The organism is Stenotrophomonas sp. 82F1, from assembly GCF_056861525.1.
The window spans coordinates 125,374-140,306 of sequence record NZ_JBSPUD010000007.1; the positions used below are offsets into that span (position 1 = coordinate 125,374).

The 14,933-nt window shown below is 66.8% G+C and carries 17 protein-coding genes; 4 read left to right on the forward strand and 13 right to left on the reverse strand.

What is annotated here, in order from left to right:
- Nucleotides 1–4 precede the first annotated feature (4 nt).
- Both AC13GI_RS10130 and AC13GI_RS10135 read right to left on the reverse strand, forming a co-directional pair.
- The gene (locus tag AC13GI_RS10130; RefSeq protein ID WP_099819253.1) at nt 5–550 is read right to left on the reverse strand and encodes a DNA-3-methyladenine glycosylase I; all 546 of its coding nucleotides are present in this window, start codon (nt 548–550) and stop codon (nt 5–7) included.
- The gene (locus AC13GI_RS10135) at nt 547–2,358 is read right to left on the reverse strand and encodes a DUF4153 domain-containing protein (RefSeq protein ID WP_482996195.1); all 1,812 of its coding nucleotides are present in this window, start codon (nt 2,356–2,358) and stop codon (nt 547–549) included. Before AC13GI_RS10135 ends, AC13GI_RS10130 begins: the two co-directional genes overlap by 4 nt.
- 81 nt (nt 2,359–2,439) lie before the next feature.
- On the opposite strand from AC13GI_RS10135, the gene AC13GI_RS10140 reads away from it, so the two are divergent.
- The 4 genes from AC13GI_RS10140 to AC13GI_RS10155 all read left to right on the forward strand — a co-directional run bounded on the left by AC13GI_RS10140 (nt 2,440) and on the right by AC13GI_RS10155 (nt 5,133).
- The gene (locus tag AC13GI_RS10140; RefSeq protein ID WP_165376445.1) at nt 2,440–3,006 is read left to right on the forward strand and encodes a YqgE/AlgH family protein; all 567 of its coding nucleotides are present in this window, start codon (nt 2,440–2,442) and stop codon (nt 3,004–3,006) included.
- Nucleotides 2,999–3,466, forward strand: coding sequence for a Holliday junction resolvase RuvX (gene ruvX, locus AC13GI_RS10145; RefSeq protein ID WP_025874031.1), 468 nt, complete (start codon nt 2,999–3,001; stop codon nt 3,464–3,466). Before AC13GI_RS10140 ends, ruvX begins: the two co-directional genes overlap by 8 nt.
- Nucleotides 3,467–3,482: 16 nt before the next feature.
- Nucleotides 3,483–4,433 (forward strand): aspartate carbamoyltransferase catalytic subunit, encoded by a 951-nt coding sequence (locus AC13GI_RS10150; protein ID WP_100463517.1) that lies wholly within the window; start codon nt 3,483–3,485, stop codon nt 4,431–4,433.
- 208 nt (nt 4,434–4,641) lie between these two features.
- Nucleotides 4,642–5,133 carry an REP-associated tyrosine transposase gene (locus AC13GI_RS10155; RefSeq protein ID WP_482996196.1) on the forward strand — a complete coding sequence of 164 codons (492 nt, stop codon included), beginning with the start codon at nt 4,642–4,644 and terminating at the stop codon, nt 5,131–5,133.
- Between the two features lie 53 nt (nt 5,134–5,186).
- Here the strand turns inward: AC13GI_RS10155 and AC13GI_RS10160 are convergent, their stop codons facing one another.
- The 11 genes from AC13GI_RS10160 to AC13GI_RS10210 form a co-directional block, all read right to left on the reverse strand.
- Nucleotides 5,187–5,984 (reverse strand): carboxylesterase family protein, encoded by a 798-nt coding sequence (locus AC13GI_RS10160; RefSeq protein ID WP_482996197.1) that lies wholly within the window; start codon nt 5,982–5,984, stop codon nt 5,187–5,189.
- A gap of 70 nt (nt 5,985–6,054) precedes the next feature.
- Nucleotides 6,055–6,321: a hypothetical protein gene (locus AC13GI_RS10165; protein WP_049470046.1), complete on the reverse strand. Its 267-nt coding sequence runs from the start codon at nt 6,319–6,321 to the stop codon at nt 6,055–6,057.
- Nucleotides 6,322–6,332: 11 nt separating this feature from the next.
- Nucleotides 6,333–7,694, reverse strand: a complete 1,362-nt coding sequence (mgtE, locus tag AC13GI_RS10170; RefSeq protein ID WP_025874026.1) for a magnesium transporter — start codon at nt 7,692–7,694, stop codon at nt 6,333–6,335.
- Between the two features lie 217 nt (nt 7,695–7,911).
- The gene (gene ptsP, locus AC13GI_RS10175) at nt 7,912–9,681 is read right to left on the reverse strand and encodes a phosphoenolpyruvate--protein phosphotransferase (protein ID WP_482996198.1); all 1,770 of its coding nucleotides are present in this window, start codon (nt 9,679–9,681) and stop codon (nt 7,912–7,914) included.
- 2 nt (nt 9,682–9,683) lie between these two features.
- On the reverse strand, nt 9,684–9,953 hold the full coding sequence (locus AC13GI_RS10180) for an HPr family phosphocarrier protein (protein WP_025874024.1): 270 nt from the start codon (nt 9,951–9,953) through the stop codon (nt 9,684–9,686).
- On the reverse strand, nt 9,946–10,338 hold the full coding sequence (locus AC13GI_RS10185; RefSeq protein WP_099819261.1) for a PTS sugar transporter subunit IIA: 393 nt from the start codon (nt 10,336–10,338) through the stop codon (nt 9,946–9,948). Before AC13GI_RS10185 ends, AC13GI_RS10180 begins: the two co-directional genes overlap by 8 nt.
- A 425-nt stretch (nt 10,339–10,763) precedes the next feature.
- The gene (rapZ, locus tag AC13GI_RS10190) at nt 10,764–11,648 is read right to left on the reverse strand and encodes an RNase adapter RapZ (RefSeq protein WP_482996199.1); all 885 of its coding nucleotides are present in this window, start codon (nt 11,646–11,648) and stop codon (nt 10,764–10,766) included.
- 26 nt (nt 11,649–11,674) lie between these two features.
- Nucleotides 11,675–12,625: an HPr(Ser) kinase/phosphatase gene (gene hprK / locus AC13GI_RS10195; protein WP_004147299.1), complete on the reverse strand. Its 951-nt coding sequence runs from the start codon at nt 12,623–12,625 to the stop codon at nt 11,675–11,677.
- The gene (locus AC13GI_RS10200) at nt 12,622–13,074 is read right to left on the reverse strand and encodes a PTS sugar transporter subunit IIA (RefSeq protein ID WP_482996200.1); all 453 of its coding nucleotides are present in this window, start codon (nt 13,072–13,074) and stop codon (nt 12,622–12,624) included. Before AC13GI_RS10200 ends, hprK begins: the two co-directional genes overlap by 4 nt.
- A gap of 21 nt (nt 13,075–13,095) precedes the next feature.
- Complete coding sequence (gene hpf, locus AC13GI_RS10205) at nt 13,096–13,413, reverse strand: ribosome hibernation-promoting factor, HPF/YfiA family (RefSeq protein ID WP_004147311.1); 318 nt, start codon at nt 13,411–13,413, stop codon at nt 13,096–13,098.
- Nucleotides 13,414–13,471: 58 nt separating this feature from the next.
- Nucleotides 13,472–14,911 carry an RNA polymerase factor sigma-54 gene (locus AC13GI_RS10210; RefSeq protein ID WP_099819262.1) on the reverse strand — a complete coding sequence of 480 codons (1,440 nt, stop codon included), beginning with the start codon at nt 14,909–14,911 and terminating at the stop codon, nt 13,472–13,474.
- Between the last annotated feature and the right edge of the window lie 22 nt (nt 14,912–14,933).

Here is a 14,933-nt window from a genome sequence, read left to right on the forward strand (position 1 = left end):
GGCATTAGCGGGGCGATGACTGCACCCACGGTGGCGCCAGCTTCAGCAGCGTGGCATGCACCGGGCAGTCCTCGGCATGCGCGCCCGGCAGGTAGCCCAGGCTCATCAGGAACTCGCCGGTGATCTCGCCGCCGGTGAAGCGGAACGTCTTCTTGAACAGCTTCACCCAGTCGGCCTTGCTGCGAGGGTGATGCGCGTCCAGCCACGCGGCGAAGCTGCCGTGGCTCTGGCGCAGCTGCTGGATCACCTGCGCGTTGTGGATCGCCGCCAGCACCTTCAAGCGGTTGCGGATGATGCCGGGGTCCGACAGCAGGCGCTCGATGTCCTGCTCGGCATAGGCGGCGACGCGATCGACGTCGAAGGCGTCATAGGCCGCGCGGAACCCCTCGCGCTTCTTCAGGATGGTTTCCCAGCTCAGGCCAGCCTGATTGATCTCCAGCAGCAGGCGCTCGAACAGCTCGCGCTCATCGCGCTGCGGGAAACCATATTCGTTGGCGTGGTAGTACTCGTGCACCGGGTGGCCCGGGGCGATGCGGCAGTATCCGCTCATGGTGTGGCCGCCTCCGCGCGGTCGTTGCTGCGATCAATCTCCAGCTGGCCCGCCGCGCCGTCAAGCAGCAGCGTCGGCCAGCGTGGCGGCTGCACGGTCAGGCGGCCATCGCGCAGGGCCTGTGGGGCCTCGTCCGAAGTGCGCTGGTCAACGTCCTGGAAGGAAACATCACCCTCCTTTCTCCAGCCAGCCGATTCACGCACGTGCAGCTGGCAGCGCGGACCGCTGTACAGACTGGTCATGCACAGCAGCACGTCGTCTTGGCCATCGCCGTCCAGGTCACGGCGAAGGGTGACGCAGCGGTTGTTGCCGGTCTTGTCGTCGTCCAGGCAATCGCCCGCGTTCAGGCGGCGGTCCAGTACTGCCTGCCACCAGTCATCGGCTGGCGATGCGGTGCCCTTGGCCTGCACGATCCGTGCCTTCAGGCCGGCCAAGTCGCGCACGCCATCGTCGATGTCGTTGTCCCAGCGCGACTCGCGCTTCTGCCGGGCCAGTGCCTGCACGATGATGCTGGAGGCGCGGGTGTCGGCCGCCAAGGACGGTGCCTTCTGGAGCGTGCGCAGCGCCTGCACACCACGGCGGCCCAACTCGAAACGCAGCTGGTTTGCCGCGTCTGCGGTCATCAATGCCGGATCGGCGCGCAGGCGCTTCATCTGGCTGGCCAGGGTGATGCGCACCGGGTCGATCACCGGCGAGATGGCCAGCAGTGCCGTGGCCAGCACGGTCCAGCACATCCAGCGGTTGACCGGCTCAAGCCGATGCAGCCAACGCCCCTGCCGGCGCAGCGCGGCGAAGGCGTAGCCGATGGCATAGCCGGCGATCAGCACCGCAACCGCAAAGCCCCAGAAGCGCGAGAGGGTCCAGCCGTACTGGCTGACCCGCAGCGTCATTGCGTACAGCGCCAGGCCGGCGTAGATCGGCAATGCCAGCAGGCTGGCCTCGACCAGCCGGCGCAGCCATGCCGGGTAGGGCGGGGTGCCGTCGTCGTGCTGGTAGACCGCATTGGCGAGGCTGATCAGCAGCACCGCCAGTACCAGCAGCAGGCTGGCGGCCGAGCGCGTGGCCCACAGCGGCGCCAGCCCGGTGAACGGCAGCGACAGCACGAACAGCACCGCGATGAACGACAGCAACGGCAGCAGGCCGCGGCAGATGGCGAACAGCACCTGACGGGTGATCTGCATCGCGCGATGCTGGGTGCGCCCGATCAGCACGCCGAAGCCCGCCAGCATGCCGGTGGCCAAGGCGATGAAGGCATCGCTGCCGAACAGCTCGTGGAAGAAGTCGACCTTGACCATCCGGAACAGCGCTGCCCACAACCACAGCAGCAGCCAGGTCAAGCCGGTGAACACCGCCGCCAGCACCAGCGTGAGTCCGTTCTGCCAGGCACGTTCGAACAGTGCGCCGTAGTCGGCCCGCCAATGTCCGGCATGCAGGCGGAACTGCCACCACGGCAGCGCAATGAACGTGGCAACGGCCAGGCAGACCGAGAGCGGAACCTGCAGCACGGCGGCATACAGCGCGGTTTCTCCGCTCAGGTTCCAGGCGGCCCAGGCGGCCAGCGCGAGGACGAGCACCGAGGCCAGGCCGGCGTGCAGCCACAGGCGCCAGGTCTTCATATCAACCAGCGTCAAGGCCACCGCGGTGGGCACGGTCAATACCCAGGCATACCAGCAGTAGCGCCAGCCAATGTCCCGGAACGGCCATTGATCGGCCAGTTCCTGGGCGGCGAAAAGCATCAGCCCCTGCAGCAATGCGATCAACACGATCATGCTGCGGGTGGGCCATGACAGCGTTGCGTCCTGCTGCATCGGGTCGTCCTCCTTGCAAGAGCACCATCCTAGCCCATCCCTTCGCGCCCGCATCCGGCCGCAGCGGTTAGAATGACGCCCATGCCAGTAACGCCGACTTCCCTCGCCAATCACCTGCTCGTGGCGCTGCCGTCGCTGATCGACGCCACCTTCGCCCGCACCGTTGCGCTGATCTGCCAGCACGACGAGAACGGGGCAATGGGGGTGCTGGTCAACCAGCCGTCCGAGTACACCCTGGGCGAAGTGCTGGCGCAGATGGACATCGCCACCGTCGATGGCGTCCTGCAGGCGCGTCCGGTGCTCAATGGCGGGCCGGTGCATCCCGAACGTGGCTTCGTCATCCATGACGATGCGCGCGCGTGGGATTCCAGCCTCGTCGTCGGTGACGGCCTGTACCTGACCACCTCGCGTGACATCCTCGAGGCGATGGCGCGCGGCGAAGGCCCGGCCAATGCCGTGGTCACCCTGGGCTGCGCGGGCTGGAGTGCCGGCCAGCTGGAAAGCGAACTGTCCGAAAACAGCTGGCTGACCGTGCCGGCCGACGCCGAGCTGGTGTTCCAGCTGCCGCTGGAACAGCGCTGGCAGGGTGCCGCTTCGCGCATTGGCGTCGATCTGTTCCGGCTGACCGATTACAGCGGCCATGTCTGAGCCGGCCCTCATCCGCCGCGATGGCACCGTGCTCGGCTTCGATGTCGGCTCGCGCCGGATCGGTGTGGCGATCGGCAGTGCGTTCGCCGCGCATGCGCGCGCGGTGGCCGTGGTCGATGTGCACGGCAATGGTCCCGACTGGGCGGCGATCGAACGCCTGCTCAAGGAATGGAAGCCCGATGGCCTGGTGGTTGGCGATCCGCTGACCCTGGACGGCCAGGACCAGCCCAACCGCAAGCGCGCGCAGGGCTTTGCCCGCCAGCTGCGGGAACGTTTCAAACTGCCGGTGGTGATGATCGACGAGCGTTCCAGCTCGGTCGAGGCCGCCCGCCGCTTCGCCGTCGAGCGCGCCGAAGGGCGCAAGCGCCGCCGCGATGCGGCCGCCCTCGATGCCGTGGCTGCGGCGGTGATCATCGACCGCTGGTTGTCGTCGCCGGACGACGCCATTCCCATTCCCTGACGATACGAACCCCGCCATGACCGCCCAGCAACTCGATGACTCCGGCCGCCTGCGCCACCTGTTGACGCTTGAAGGTCTGCCCCGCGACACCCTGGTGCAACTGCTCGACCGCGCCGGCCAGATCCGCGATGCCGCGGTCGGCCGTGTCGGCAACAAGCGCCACGTGCTGGGCGGATCGGCGGTGTGCACCTTGTTCTTCGAACCCTCCACCCGTACCCGCAGTTCGTTCCATCTGGCGGCGCAGCGGTTGGGTGCGGACGTGCTCAACTTCGACGCCTCCACCTCGTCCACGCGCAAGGGCGAAACCGCGTGCGACACGCTGAAGAACCTGGAAGCGATGGGCGTGCGTGGTTTCGTCGTACGCCACCCGGATGACGGCGCCGTGGCCGCGCTGGCCGCTGTGGCGGGCGAGGGCACCGCGCTGATCAATGCCGGCGACGGCCGCAGCTCGCACCCGACCCAGGGCCTGCTGGACATGCTGACCCTGCGCCAGGCCAAGGGCCCGGACTTCTCGAAGATGAAGGTGGTGATCGTCGGCGACGTCAAGCACTCGCGCGTGGCCCGCACCGACCTGCATGCGCTGCGTACGCTGGGCGTGGGCGAGATCCGCGTGTGTGGCCCGCAGTCGCTGCTGCCGGACGACGACACCCTGAAGGGCTGCGTGGTCGGTGATGATTTCGACGCGATGCTGGAAGGCGTCGACGCGCTGATGATGCTGCGCCTGCAGCGTGAGCGCATGGAAGAAGGGCTGGTGCCGTCGCTGGAGCAGTATCACGCACAGTACGGGCTGAACACCGCACGCCTGGCCCGCGCCGGCAAGGACGCAGCCGTGCTGCATCCGGGCCCGATCAACCGCGGCGTGGAAGTGACCGACGACGTGGCCGACGGCCCGCAGTCGTGGGTGCTGCGCCAGGTCGCCAACGGCGTCGCCGTACGCATGGCCGTGCTGGAAACCCTGCTGGGTTGAGCCCCCGCGTCCCGATTGGGTGGGTGCCGACCGTTGGTCGGCACAAAGGGGGGGCACCTTGAACTGCCTCGGTGAGGGCCGACCGTTGGTCGGCGCAGAGCAATCAGTCCCGTGGTGCTGGGCGCAACCATTGATTGGCCACAGCCCTACCTGCATCGGAGGGGTTGCCCGATAGAAGGGGACTGCCGGTAGGCACACGCTTGGGCCCATGAACCGTGCACGCCTATGCCTTGGCCGCCATTCCCGGATCGGGCAATCCTACATCCTGACCACCGTCACTCAAGGGCGTCGACGCTACTTCGACGATGCCACTGCGGCGCAGGTGGTGATGGACGTGGTCCGCCGCATTGATGCTGAAGGTCTGACGCACTCACTTGCCTATGTGGTCATGCCGGACCACATCCATTGGCTTTTGGAGCTCCGCGCGTTCTCGCTGGACTACATCATGCAACGCTTCAAATCGAGCAGTGCATTGCGGATCAACCGCATGTCCGGCCGGTCAGGACGATTCTGGCAATCGAGCTATCACGATCACGCGATCCGCTCCGATGAATCTCTGTTCCGTCATGCAATGTACGTGTTGGGAAATCCGATCAGGGCAGGGCTGACCGCGCAGCTTGGTGAATATCCCCATGCGTGGTGTCGATGGGAAGTTGAAGGGAGGTTCCAGTCAATTGAACATATGGGATCGGAGAGATAGTGCCGACCAACGGTCGGCACCCACCGCGGAGGTTTTCAAGCAGGAGCTGTAGTTCAGCGCTTCTGCTGGAACAACCACGCCCACATCGCCGCATCGGCGTAGGTGGCATCCCAGGCGTTGTGGTTGCCGTCCGGGTACTCGGTATAGCGCACATCACGCGCGCCTGCGGTCTGGAAGGCGGCATGCAGCCGGCGATCATCCTCCGGCGGCACCACATCATCCAGCGCGCCGTGGAAGATCCAGATCGGGGTGCGCTGCAGGCGCTGGGCGATCACCGTGTAGGGATCGGTCTCACGCGCCACCTGTTCGACGAACAGGGTGGGGCGGACCGCGCGCGGCGCCAGCACCGCGCCGCAGACCGGCACGATCGCGGCAAAGCGCTGCGGATCGTCCAGGGCGATGTTCCAGCTGCCGTAGCCGCCCATCGACATCCCGGTCAGGTACTGCCGTGCCGGATCGGCGCCGAATTCTGCAATCGTGGCGTCCAGTGCCGCGATCGCCACACGGTTGTTGCGGCCGCTCCATTCTTCTCGGCCGGGTGCCTGCGGAAACACCGCCAGTGCGGGGAAATCGGCGGCGTGCCGACGCAGGTACGGGCCCAGGCCTGCGTGGGTCTGCTTCACGCCATCGCCGCCGCGCTCGCCGGAACCGTGCAGGAACAGCACCACCGGCAGCGGCCCAGACGCGCGCGCGGTTTCGGCTGGAATGAACACCTGGTAGTAGGCAGTCTCGCCGTCCACCTTCACCGCGCGTGCCTCGAAGTGGCCGCGCGCACCGGGCGGCGTACTGGCACACCCGGTCATCATCAGCAGGGCCAGCAGTGGCAGCCAGCGCGAGAACGATCGAAGCATGGCGATTCCCATGAGGGCGAGGTCGCTTCGATGGTAGTGCGCTGCGGCCAGCCCGGCATCGTGCGCCGCATCACTGCGGGCGCGGGAAGCTGGCGATGATCTGCAGCTGCTCCTGCGCCTCGGCATTGCCGCCTGCGGCTGCGGCCTGCACCTGCGCCATGTCCGGATGCAGCACCACCAGCAGCGGGTTCTCGCACACCGGGCACACGTACTCGGTGGCGTCCTCGTCCAGCTCCATCACCATTGCCCGCGAACTGCCTTTCCATTCGCAGGCCGCACAGGTATGCAGCTGGTCGCGCCAACCCGGCGCAAAATAGTTTTCGATCGTCGTTGCCATGGCAGTTCCAGTCAGTGCAGCAGGACCATGGTGGCCAGGCCGAGGAAGGTGAAGAAGCCCATCGAATCGGTCACCGCGGTCAGGAAGATGCCGCTGGCCAAAGCCGGATCGAAGCCGAAGCGCTTCAGGCCCAGGGGCACCAGCACGCCGGCCAGTGCCGCGAACAACAGGTTGCAGGTCAGCGCGATGGCGATCACCGCCGAGAGTCCGGGCGAGTGGAACCAGGCGAGCACGATCAGGCCCAGTACCGAGCCGAGCACCACGCCATTGAGCAGGGCGACCCGCACTTCCTTCCACAGCAGCGTGCGTGCGTTGGAACTGCCGACCTGGCCCAGCGCCAGGCCGCGCACCATCAGCGCCAGCACCTGGGTGCCGGCATTGCCGCCGAGCCCGGCGACGATCGGCATCAGCACGGCCAGCGCGACCAGCTTGTCGATGGTGCCTTCAAAGTGGCCGACCACGCTGGAGGCCAGGAACGCGGTGCACAGGTTCACCGACAGCCACATCAGGCGGCGCCGCATCGCGCGCCAGACCGGGCTGAACAGATCCTCGTCCTCGTCCAGGCCGGCGGCGCCCAGCGCCTGGTGCTCGGCCTGGCCCCGGATGATGTCGACCACGTCATCGATGGTGATGCGGCCGATCAGGATGTTGTTGTCATCCACTACCGGCGCGGAGATCCAGTCATGGTCGGAGAACTGCCGTGCCACTTCCTGGTCGCTTTCGCCGACATCGATGGCAGGCTGCTCATCGTCGATCAGGCGGTTGATCGGCGTGGTGTCTTCATGGGTCACCAGCGAGGCCAGCGACACGCGGCCGAGATACTGGTGACGGCGGCTGACCACGAACAGGTGATCGGTATGGTCGGGCAGTTCGCCGCGCAGGCGCAGGTAGCGCAGCACCACGTCGACATTGACGTCGGCGCGCACCGTCACCACGTCCGGGTTCATCAGGCGGCCGGCGCTGTCCTCGGGGTAGGACAGCACCTGTTCCAGGCGCTCGCGGTTCTCGCGGTCCATCGACTTGAGAACTTCGTCGATGACCGTGTCCGGCAGGTCTTCGACCAGGTCGGCCAGATCGTCGATGTCGAGGTCTTCGACCGCGGCGATGATCTCGTCCGGGTCCATGTCCGCGAGCAGGCTCTCGCGCACGTCGTCGCCGACGTGGACCAGCACCTCGCCGTCGTCTTCCGGATCGACCAGACCCCAGACGATCTCGCGTTTGCCCGGTGGCAGCGATTCGAGCAGGTTGCCGATCTCGGCCGGCGCCAGGGTATTGACCAGACGGCGTACCGGGCCCAGCCGACCGCTGTCCAGTGCGTCGGACAGCATCCGCAACTGGCGCGCAGTCTTGTCGTGGCGTACAGCCTCAGCCATCGCAGCTCCCGCGGGGATAAGAAAAGCCGCGATCCTGGCAAGGATGCGGCAACAGGGGTGTTCAGCGCGTCATTATCGCAAGGGGATGTTTCAGCGCATACCCCGCTGGCCTGCGGCCACCGGGGCCCACACATTCCGCCGGGCATGGCCCGGCGCTACCAAGGGTGGCACGCGGCGGTAGCGCCGGGCCATGCCCGGCGAGCGCGTAGCGCGGGAATCAGGACGCGTCCGCCACCAACGACAGCCAGCGCTCGATGCCGCGGCGGTCACGCATGCCCAGCAGCTTCGGTGCGCGGGCGCGCAGGGCACCGAGGTCGGCATCACGGACAGCCCGGCGTACTTCCAGCAAGGTGCCCGGGTGCAGGCTGAACTCGGTCAGGCCCAGCGCCAGCAGCAGCGGGGTCATCCGTGCGTCGCCGGCGATCTCGCCACATACCGCCACCGGAATGCGATGGCGCGCGCCGGTCTCGATCACCATCTGCAGCAGGCGCAGCACGGCCGGGTGCAGTGGCGAATACAGTTCGCCCAGTGCTTCGTTGTTGCGGTCGGCGGCCAGCAGGTACTGCACCAGATCGTTGGTGCCGATCGACAGGAAGTCGACCAGGTCGATGAAACTCTCCAGCGCCAGCGCGGCGGCGGGCACTTCGATCATCGCGCCCAGTGGCACATGCTCGGCCACCATGTGGCCCTCGGCGCGCAGCTGCTCGCCCAGTTTCAGCATGCGCCGGCGTACCGCCAGCAGTTCGTCGCGGGTGCTGACCATGGGCACCAGTACGCGCAGCTTGCCGTAGGCCGAGGCGCGCAGGATCGCGCGCATCTGGGTGTCGGCCACCTTGGGCCGGGCCAGCGACAGGCGCACGCCGCGCAGGCCCAGCGCCGGGTTTTCCTCGTTGCTCAGGGTCAGGCCGGTGCGGTCGGCCTTGTCTGCACCCAGGTCCAAGGTACGGATGGTCACCGGGCGGCCACTCATGCCCAGTGCCGCATCGCGGTAGGTCTGGAATTGTTCTTCTTCGTCCGGCAGTTCGTTGCGCTGCAGGAACAGGAATTCGGTGCGGTACAGGCCCAGGCCGTGGGCGCCCAGCGCATGCGCCTGGGTCACATCTTCCAGCGATTCGGCATTGGCCAGCAGGGCGATGTCGACCTGGTCGCGGGTACGGCTGGGTTTGCTGCGCAGGCGGCCGAGCTCGCGCTGCTCGCGCGCGTGCTCCTTCAGGCGTGCGCGGTAGTCACGCAGGTTGTCGGCCTGCGGGTTGACGGTGATGCTGCCGTCGGCGCCATCGATGATCAGCACGTCGCCGTCGATCACCTTGCTCAGCAGCTGCGGCACGCTGACGATCAACGGCAGGTGCAGGCTGCGGGCGAGGATCGCACTGTGCGAAAGCGCGCTGCCCGCGCTGGTGACGATGCCGACGACACCGTGCGACTGCAGCTGGGCCAGCTCGGAAGGGGCGATGTTGTCGCAGACCAGGATTTCACCGGCCAGGCCCTTTACCGCTGCCGGGCGCTCGGGCTGCAGGAAGGCATGGATGCGCCCGATCACATGGTCGAGGTCATCCATGCGGCTCTTAAGATAGGCATCGTCCATGCCATCGAAGACTTTGGCCAGGCGGTCGCGCTGCAGGCGCAATGCGTAGCCGGCGCTGTAGGGGCCACTGCGGATCAGTTCGTCCAGGCCGAACAGCAGTTCGGGATCGTCCAGCAGCAGTGCATGCAGGTCGAGGAATTCACCCACTTCCTGGTTCAGCGCACCATGCAGGCGCTGGCGCAGCTCGTGCATTTCCGTGCGCGCCGCGTCCACGGCGCGGTGCAGGCGTGCCAGCTCGGATTCAACCTGGGAAGGGGTGACGCGCTGTTCGGCTACTTCCAGTGCATGCGGCAGGCGCACGCGGGCGCGGCCCATCGCCGTACCGCGGGCGGCGCCGTGTCCGGCCAGCAGCTGTACCGGCCGTTGGCCGGTGGGGGCTTGGCCGGCGCGTGCGCGCGGCACGCTCAGTTGTCCTCGTCGAAGCGACGCTCGAACAGGTCGACCACCGCGTCCATCGCGGCCACTTCGTCTTCGCCGTTGATGCGGATGGTGACCGGCGTGCCTTGCCCAGCCGCCAGCAGCATCACGCCCATGATGCTCTTGGCGTTGATCTCACGGCCTTTGGCGGCCATGGTCACGTTGCAGCGGAACGGCGCCAGGGTCTGCACCAGCTTGGCGGTGGCCCGGGCATGCAGGCCTAGGCGGTTGCTCACAGTGAGTTCTCGTTCAAGCATCGTCGACTATCGCTCCATTACGGGTGCCCGCCGCCGCAGTGGCAGGCAGTTGATCCAGTCCCTGTTCCGGATAATTCATCACCCGCAGCAACATCGGCAGGCTCAGCGCCGACACCCGGCGAACCGGGGTCCCCAACCGGGCCAGCTGCCCGGCAAGGTTGGCGGGGCTGGCGCCGTACAGGTCGGTCAGGATCAGCACGCCCTCACCCCCATCGACCCGCCGCAGAGCGGCCGAGGCGAGCGGGAGCAGAGCATCCAGGTCTGCGTCGAACGGTACTTCGAAAGCTTCGGTTTTCAGCGGCAACTGCCGCAGAAGCCGGGTCGCCACCTCAAGCAGGGCGATCCCGACCCCAGGATGTGTTACGAGGAGAATGCCACAGGTCATTACTGCACGTTAACAGGTCAAGGTGAATTGGCGATAGCAGCAGGAGAGGGGCACTGTGTCCCGTATTCAGCGTTACTCGGGTCGGAGCCCTTTTTCGTTGAAAAAGGGATCCGACCGCATCCGTTTTTCGGTGCGTGACAGAGATTCATCCACGCATGGCGTGGATCTACTGTGTCGACCAAGGTCGACACCCACCAACAGCAGCAGAGAACGCCGTCCCGACAGATCGCGGGAACCTGTCGAAGGCGGGGCGGGTCAGCAAGCGGGGGCGTGAGCCGCATGGATGCGGCGACCGAGCTTACATGGACGTACTTGCAGCGTCCCCCGCTTGCTGACCTGCCCCGCATCCCACGAAATGCAGGCGCTTGCCGTTGACGTTGCCGTGGTTTCTGCGGGGGCCGGGCGCAGCCCGGCCGATCCACCCCTCAATCCTGTTCGCGGTGATAGGTCGCCACGTCTTCCCAGCCCATCTCCCGCGCATGGCGCGCCAGGCGTTCGGCCAGGAATACCGAGCGGTGCTTGCCCCCCGTACAACCGAAGGCCACCGTCACATAGCTGCGGGTGCCATCCCCCAGCTTCGGCAGCCACGTATCCAGGAAATCCATCAGCTGCGCCAGGTAGCGCTGCACATCCGGCTGCGCTTCCAGGTAATCGCGCACACCCGGTTCGCGACCGCTCAGCGCCCGCAGTTCCGGATCCCAGTGCGGGTTGGGCAGCACGCGCGCGTCGAACACGAAGTCGGCCTCGGCCGGCACGCCACGCTTGTAGGCAAACGATTCGAACAGCAGCGACAGGCGGGTGGCATGGCCCATCGCGAATTCGGTGATGATCCGGCGGCGCAGCTGATGCACGTTCAACGCGCTGGTATCGATCACCGCATCGGCTTCGCGACGCAGCGGCGCGATCAGCTCGCGCTCGCGGGCGATCGCTTCCGGCAGCGACAGACCGAGCTGACTCAGCGGGTGCCGGCGACGGGTATCGGCATAGCGCTTGAGCACCGTTTCATCGCTGGCTTCGAAAAACAGCACCTTGGCGTCCACCCCGGCATCGGTGGCCAGCTGCCGCCAGTTGGACAGCTGGGTCAGGTCGCTCTGCCCGCGCACATCGATGCCCACCGCCAGCCGGCGTACTGCCGCACCGTCGTGATGGCTCAGGACATTGCGCACGAAGTCCGGCAGCAGCTGGATCGGCAGGTTGTCCGTGCAGTAATAGTCCTGGTCCTCGAAGGTCTTCAGGGCGACGGATTTACCCGAGCCGGACAGGCCACTGACGATGATCAGGGTCGGGGCGGTGGGAATGACGGTGCTCATGGACGGGCTCTTCGAAGGACAGGGGGTCAGGGCGTTCGCCGTTCCAGCAGGTTGCTGTGGCGGGCGATGAACATCGCCGCCGGGTCGATACCCTTGGTACGCAGAATGTGCAGGCGGGTGGCCGCCTCGGTCAGAACGGCCAGGTTGCGGCCGGGCATCACCGGCAGGGTGATCAGCGGCACGTCCAGGTCCAGCACGTGGCGCGTACCCGAGTCGCCGGTCAGGCGCTCGTAACCATGGGGGGTGGGTTCGGTCATCGGCTTGGTCAGGTGGACGATCAGCCGAAGGTACTTGTTCTTCTTTACAGCGGTGTCGCCGAACATCTCGCGCACGTTGAGCACACCCAGGCCGCGCACTTCCAGCAGGTCCTGCAGCAGCTCCGGGCAGGTGCCATCGAGCACGTCCGGGGCGATCTGGGTGAACTCGGGGGCGTCGTCGGCCACCAAGCGGTGACCGCGGCTGAGCAGTTCCAGGGCCAGCTCGCTCTTGCCCGATCCCGCTTCACCGGTGATCAGCACGCCGATGGAGTAGATTTCCATGAACACGCCGTGCAGGATCACCCGCGGCGCCAGTGTCCGGGCCAGGTGGTAGGACAGGTGGTTGAGCAGCTCGTGGCCGCGCTTGGGCGAGAGCCACAGCGGCGTGCCGGATTCATCGGCGGCCGCGCGCAGGTCTTCCGGGCAGGGCTGGTTGCGGGTCAGCACCAGCGCCAGCGGATGCGACTGCATGATCTTTTCGATGGTCTCCCAGCGCTGGCGTGGTTCCAGCGCGTCCAGCCAGGACAGTTCCTCGGTACCGAGGATCTGCACCTTGTTGGGATAGATCGCATTGAGATAGCCGGCCAGCGAAGGGCGCCGCGAGACCGTGTTGCCGGCCTCCAGCTCGCGCTTCTCACCGGATTTTCCCGCTGCCCAACGCAGGCCAAGCCGCTCACGCTGCTGTTCGAACAGTTCGCGGGCAGTGATGCTGGTATTCATGCGGCGCTCGCCGGTGGGGTCAGGTCCAGGGCCTGGCGCAGCTCCCGTGCATCACCGGCCTCACGCAGCGCCTGGCGGATGCAGGGCGCGGAAAACAGCTCGGCCAGCTCGGACAGCAGCATCAGGTGTTGATGGGTGTAGTGGGCGGGAACGGCCATGGCGAACACCAGGTCCACCGGCTCGTCGCCACCGAAATCGACCGGAGTCTGCAGACGCAGCAGCGCGCCACGGGGTCGATCCATGGTCGGCGCACGACCATGCGGGATGGCGATGCCGTAACCGATCGCGGTACTGCCCAGCGCTTCGCGCTGGCACAGGTTGAGATAGATCTGTTCGGCATTGGCCTGGCGGCAGGCCAGCAATCCGGCCGCGGCCTGCAGGACGCTGTCGCGGTCGGTGGCCGTGCAGAGCTGGGTCTGCACGGCCGCCAGGAGGTCAGTCAGGGGCATGTCTGCGGGGAGCGGTGGCGATCAGCCACCATTGTCGCCCACCGGCAGCGGTGCGTGCTGCTGTTTTTTCTCCTTGTGCTTGATCACCAGGCGGTCAAGCTTGTCCGCCAGCAGGTCGATCGCGGCATACATGGTCTGCGCATTGGCTTCAGCGTGCAGGGTCTGACCCGGAATATTGAGGCTGGCATCGACGTGGTGCTCGGTCTTCTGCAGCTTGAGGGTCACCCGCGCTTCGCAGTGCTGGTCGAAGTGTTTGCCGATCCGGGCCAGCTTCTCCTCCACATAGGACTGCAGGGCCGGGGTGACTTCGACATCTTTGCCAAACGTTTCGATGCGCATCGGGTTTCTCCTTTGATCGGATGTGCCAATGAACCTCTCCGCCGGGCGCGGCGGCGCGTCAAACGATTCTGACTCTTTCGTGCGAGGCGGAGATGTTCATGGCCTCACGATACTTCGCCACGGTGCGCCGCGCTACTGGGATTCCCGATGTTTTGAGCAGGTCAGCCAGCTTGGCGTCAGAAAGCGGCTTGCGTGGGTTCTCGTCATCGATCAGGCGCCGGATCATGGCCTGGATGGCGGTGCTGGACGCTTCGCCACCGCCGTCGGTGTCGATGCCCGAGGCGAAGAAGGCACGCAGCGGCAGGGTGCCGCGTGGCGTACGCACATGCTTGCGGGCGATCGCGCGCGACACGGTGGATTCGTGCAGGCCCAGTTCGCCGGCGATCTCGCGCAGGGTCAGCGGGCGCAGAGCCTGTTCGCCGAATTCAAGGAAGCCCGCCTGCTGCTGGATCAGGCTGCGCACCACCCGCAGCAGCGTCTCGCCACGCGCCTGCAGGCCCTTCAGCAGCCAGCGCGCTTCCTGCAATTGGCCGCGCAGATAACCGGCATCGGCGTCACCGCAGCGACGGATCATCTGCTCGTACCCGCGGTGGATCACCAGCCTGGGGCCGGCATGGGCGGCCAGCGCGGCGCGCCAGATGCCGTTCTGCCGCCACACGACCACGTCCGGCACCACGTAGGTGTCCTGGGCGAGCGGAGCGATCTGCGTGCCGGGGCGAGGGTCCAGCGAGCGCAGCAGGGCCACGGCGGTCTCGACCTCGGCCAACGGCTGCTTCAGCTGCTGGGCCAGGCCGGTCACGCCGCTGCGCGGCAGCTGTTCCAGTGGGCCTGCGGCGACCTGCCGGGCCAGGGCCAGGCACGGGGTGTCGGCAGGCAGCACGTCCAGCTGCAGCTGCAGGCATTCGCCGAGGCTGCGTGCAGCCACGCCAACGGGGTCGAAGCGCTGGATCTGGTGCAGCACGGTCAGGATTTCGTCTTCACCGGCATGGATCGCCGGCAGCAGCGCTTCGGCGATGGCCGAGAGCGGCTCGCGCAGATAGCCATCGTCTTCCAGCGAATCGATCAGCGCGGCGCCGATGCTGCGGTCGCGGTTGGACAGGTGGGTCAGGTGCAGCTGCCACAGCAGGTGGTCGGCCAGGGTTTCGGTTTCGGCGACGCGTTCGGCAGCACTGCCGTTGTCGTCGTCATCATCGAAACTTCCGCCGCTGCCGCCACTGCTCCAGTCCAGCTCGGCGGGCGCCCAGTCGTCGCCACTGCTTTCAGCATTGTCGGGCGGGGCGTCATTGTCTGCGCCCGCGTCGTCGCTGCTGGCCTCCTTGTCGACACCGGCGCCTTCGTCGTTGCTGTCGGACCAGTCCAGCAGCGGATTGCTCTCCACTGCCTGGGCGATTTCCAGCTCCAGCTCGGTCGTGGACATCTGCAGCAGCTTGATCGCCTGCTGCAGCTGGGGCGTAAGCACCAGCTGCTGTCCCAACGATGTCTGCAGCCGAGTCTTCATGCCTGTGCCGAACGGAAGGGAG

What these genes read in the sequence shown, in the direction of transcription:
- AC13GI_RS10130 (WP_099819253.1), bottom strand. Translation starts at nt 550, where the DNA reads ATGAGCGGATACTGCCGCATCGCCCCGGGCCACCCGGTGCACGAGTAC.
- AC13GI_RS10135 (WP_482996195.1), bottom strand. Translation starts at nt 2,358, where the DNA reads ATGCAGCAGGACGCAACGCTGTCATGGCCCACCCGCAGCATGATCGTG.
- AC13GI_RS10140 (WP_165376445.1), top strand. Translation starts at nt 2,440, where the DNA reads ATGCCAGTAACGCCGACTTCCCTCGCCAATCACCTGCTCGTGGCGCTG.
- ruvX (WP_025874031.1), top strand. Translation starts at nt 2,999, where the DNA reads ATGTCTGAGCCGGCCCTCATCCGCCGCGATGGCACCGTGCTCGGCTTC.
- AC13GI_RS10150 (WP_100463517.1), top strand. Translation starts at nt 3,483, where the DNA reads ATGACCGCCCAGCAACTCGATGACTCCGGCCGCCTGCGCCACCTGTTG.
- AC13GI_RS10155 (WP_482996196.1), top strand. Translation starts at nt 4,642, where the DNA reads ATGAACCGTGCACGCCTATGCCTTGGCCGCCATTCCCGGATCGGGCAA.
- AC13GI_RS10160 (WP_482996197.1), bottom strand. Translation starts at nt 5,984, where the DNA reads ATGCTTCGATCGTTCTCGCGCTGGCTGCCACTGCTGGCCCTGCTGATG.
- AC13GI_RS10165 (WP_049470046.1), bottom strand. Translation starts at nt 6,321, where the DNA reads ATGGCAACGACGATCGAAAACTATTTTGCGCCGGGTTGGCGCGACCAG.
- mgtE (WP_025874026.1), bottom strand. Translation starts at nt 7,694, where the DNA reads ATGGCTGAGGCTGTACGCCACGACAAGACTGCGCGCCAGTTGCGGATG.
- AC13GI_RS10180 (WP_025874024.1), bottom strand. Translation starts at nt 9,953, where the DNA reads ATGCTTGAACGAGAACTCACTGTGAGCAACCGCCTAGGCCTGCATGCC.
- AC13GI_RS10185 (WP_099819261.1), bottom strand. Translation starts at nt 10,338, where the DNA reads ATGACCTGTGGCATTCTCCTCGTAACACATCCTGGGGTCGGGATCGCC.
- rapZ (WP_482996199.1), bottom strand. Translation starts at nt 11,648, where the DNA reads ATGAGCACCGTCATTCCCACCGCCCCGACCCTGATCATCGTCAGTGGC.
- hprK (WP_004147299.1), bottom strand. Translation starts at nt 12,625, where the DNA reads ATGAATACCAGCATCACTGCCCGCGAACTGTTCGAACAGCAGCGTGAG.
- AC13GI_RS10200 (WP_482996200.1), bottom strand. Translation starts at nt 13,074, where the DNA reads ATGCCCCTGACTGACCTCCTGGCGGCCGTGCAGACCCAGCTCTGCACG.
- hpf (WP_004147311.1), bottom strand. Translation starts at nt 13,413, where the DNA reads ATGCGCATCGAAACGTTTGGCAAAGATGTCGAAGTCACCCCGGCCCTG.
- AC13GI_RS10210 (WP_099819262.1), bottom strand. Translation starts at nt 14,911, where the DNA reads ATGAAGACTCGGCTGCAGACATCGTTGGGACAGCAGCTGGTGCTTACG.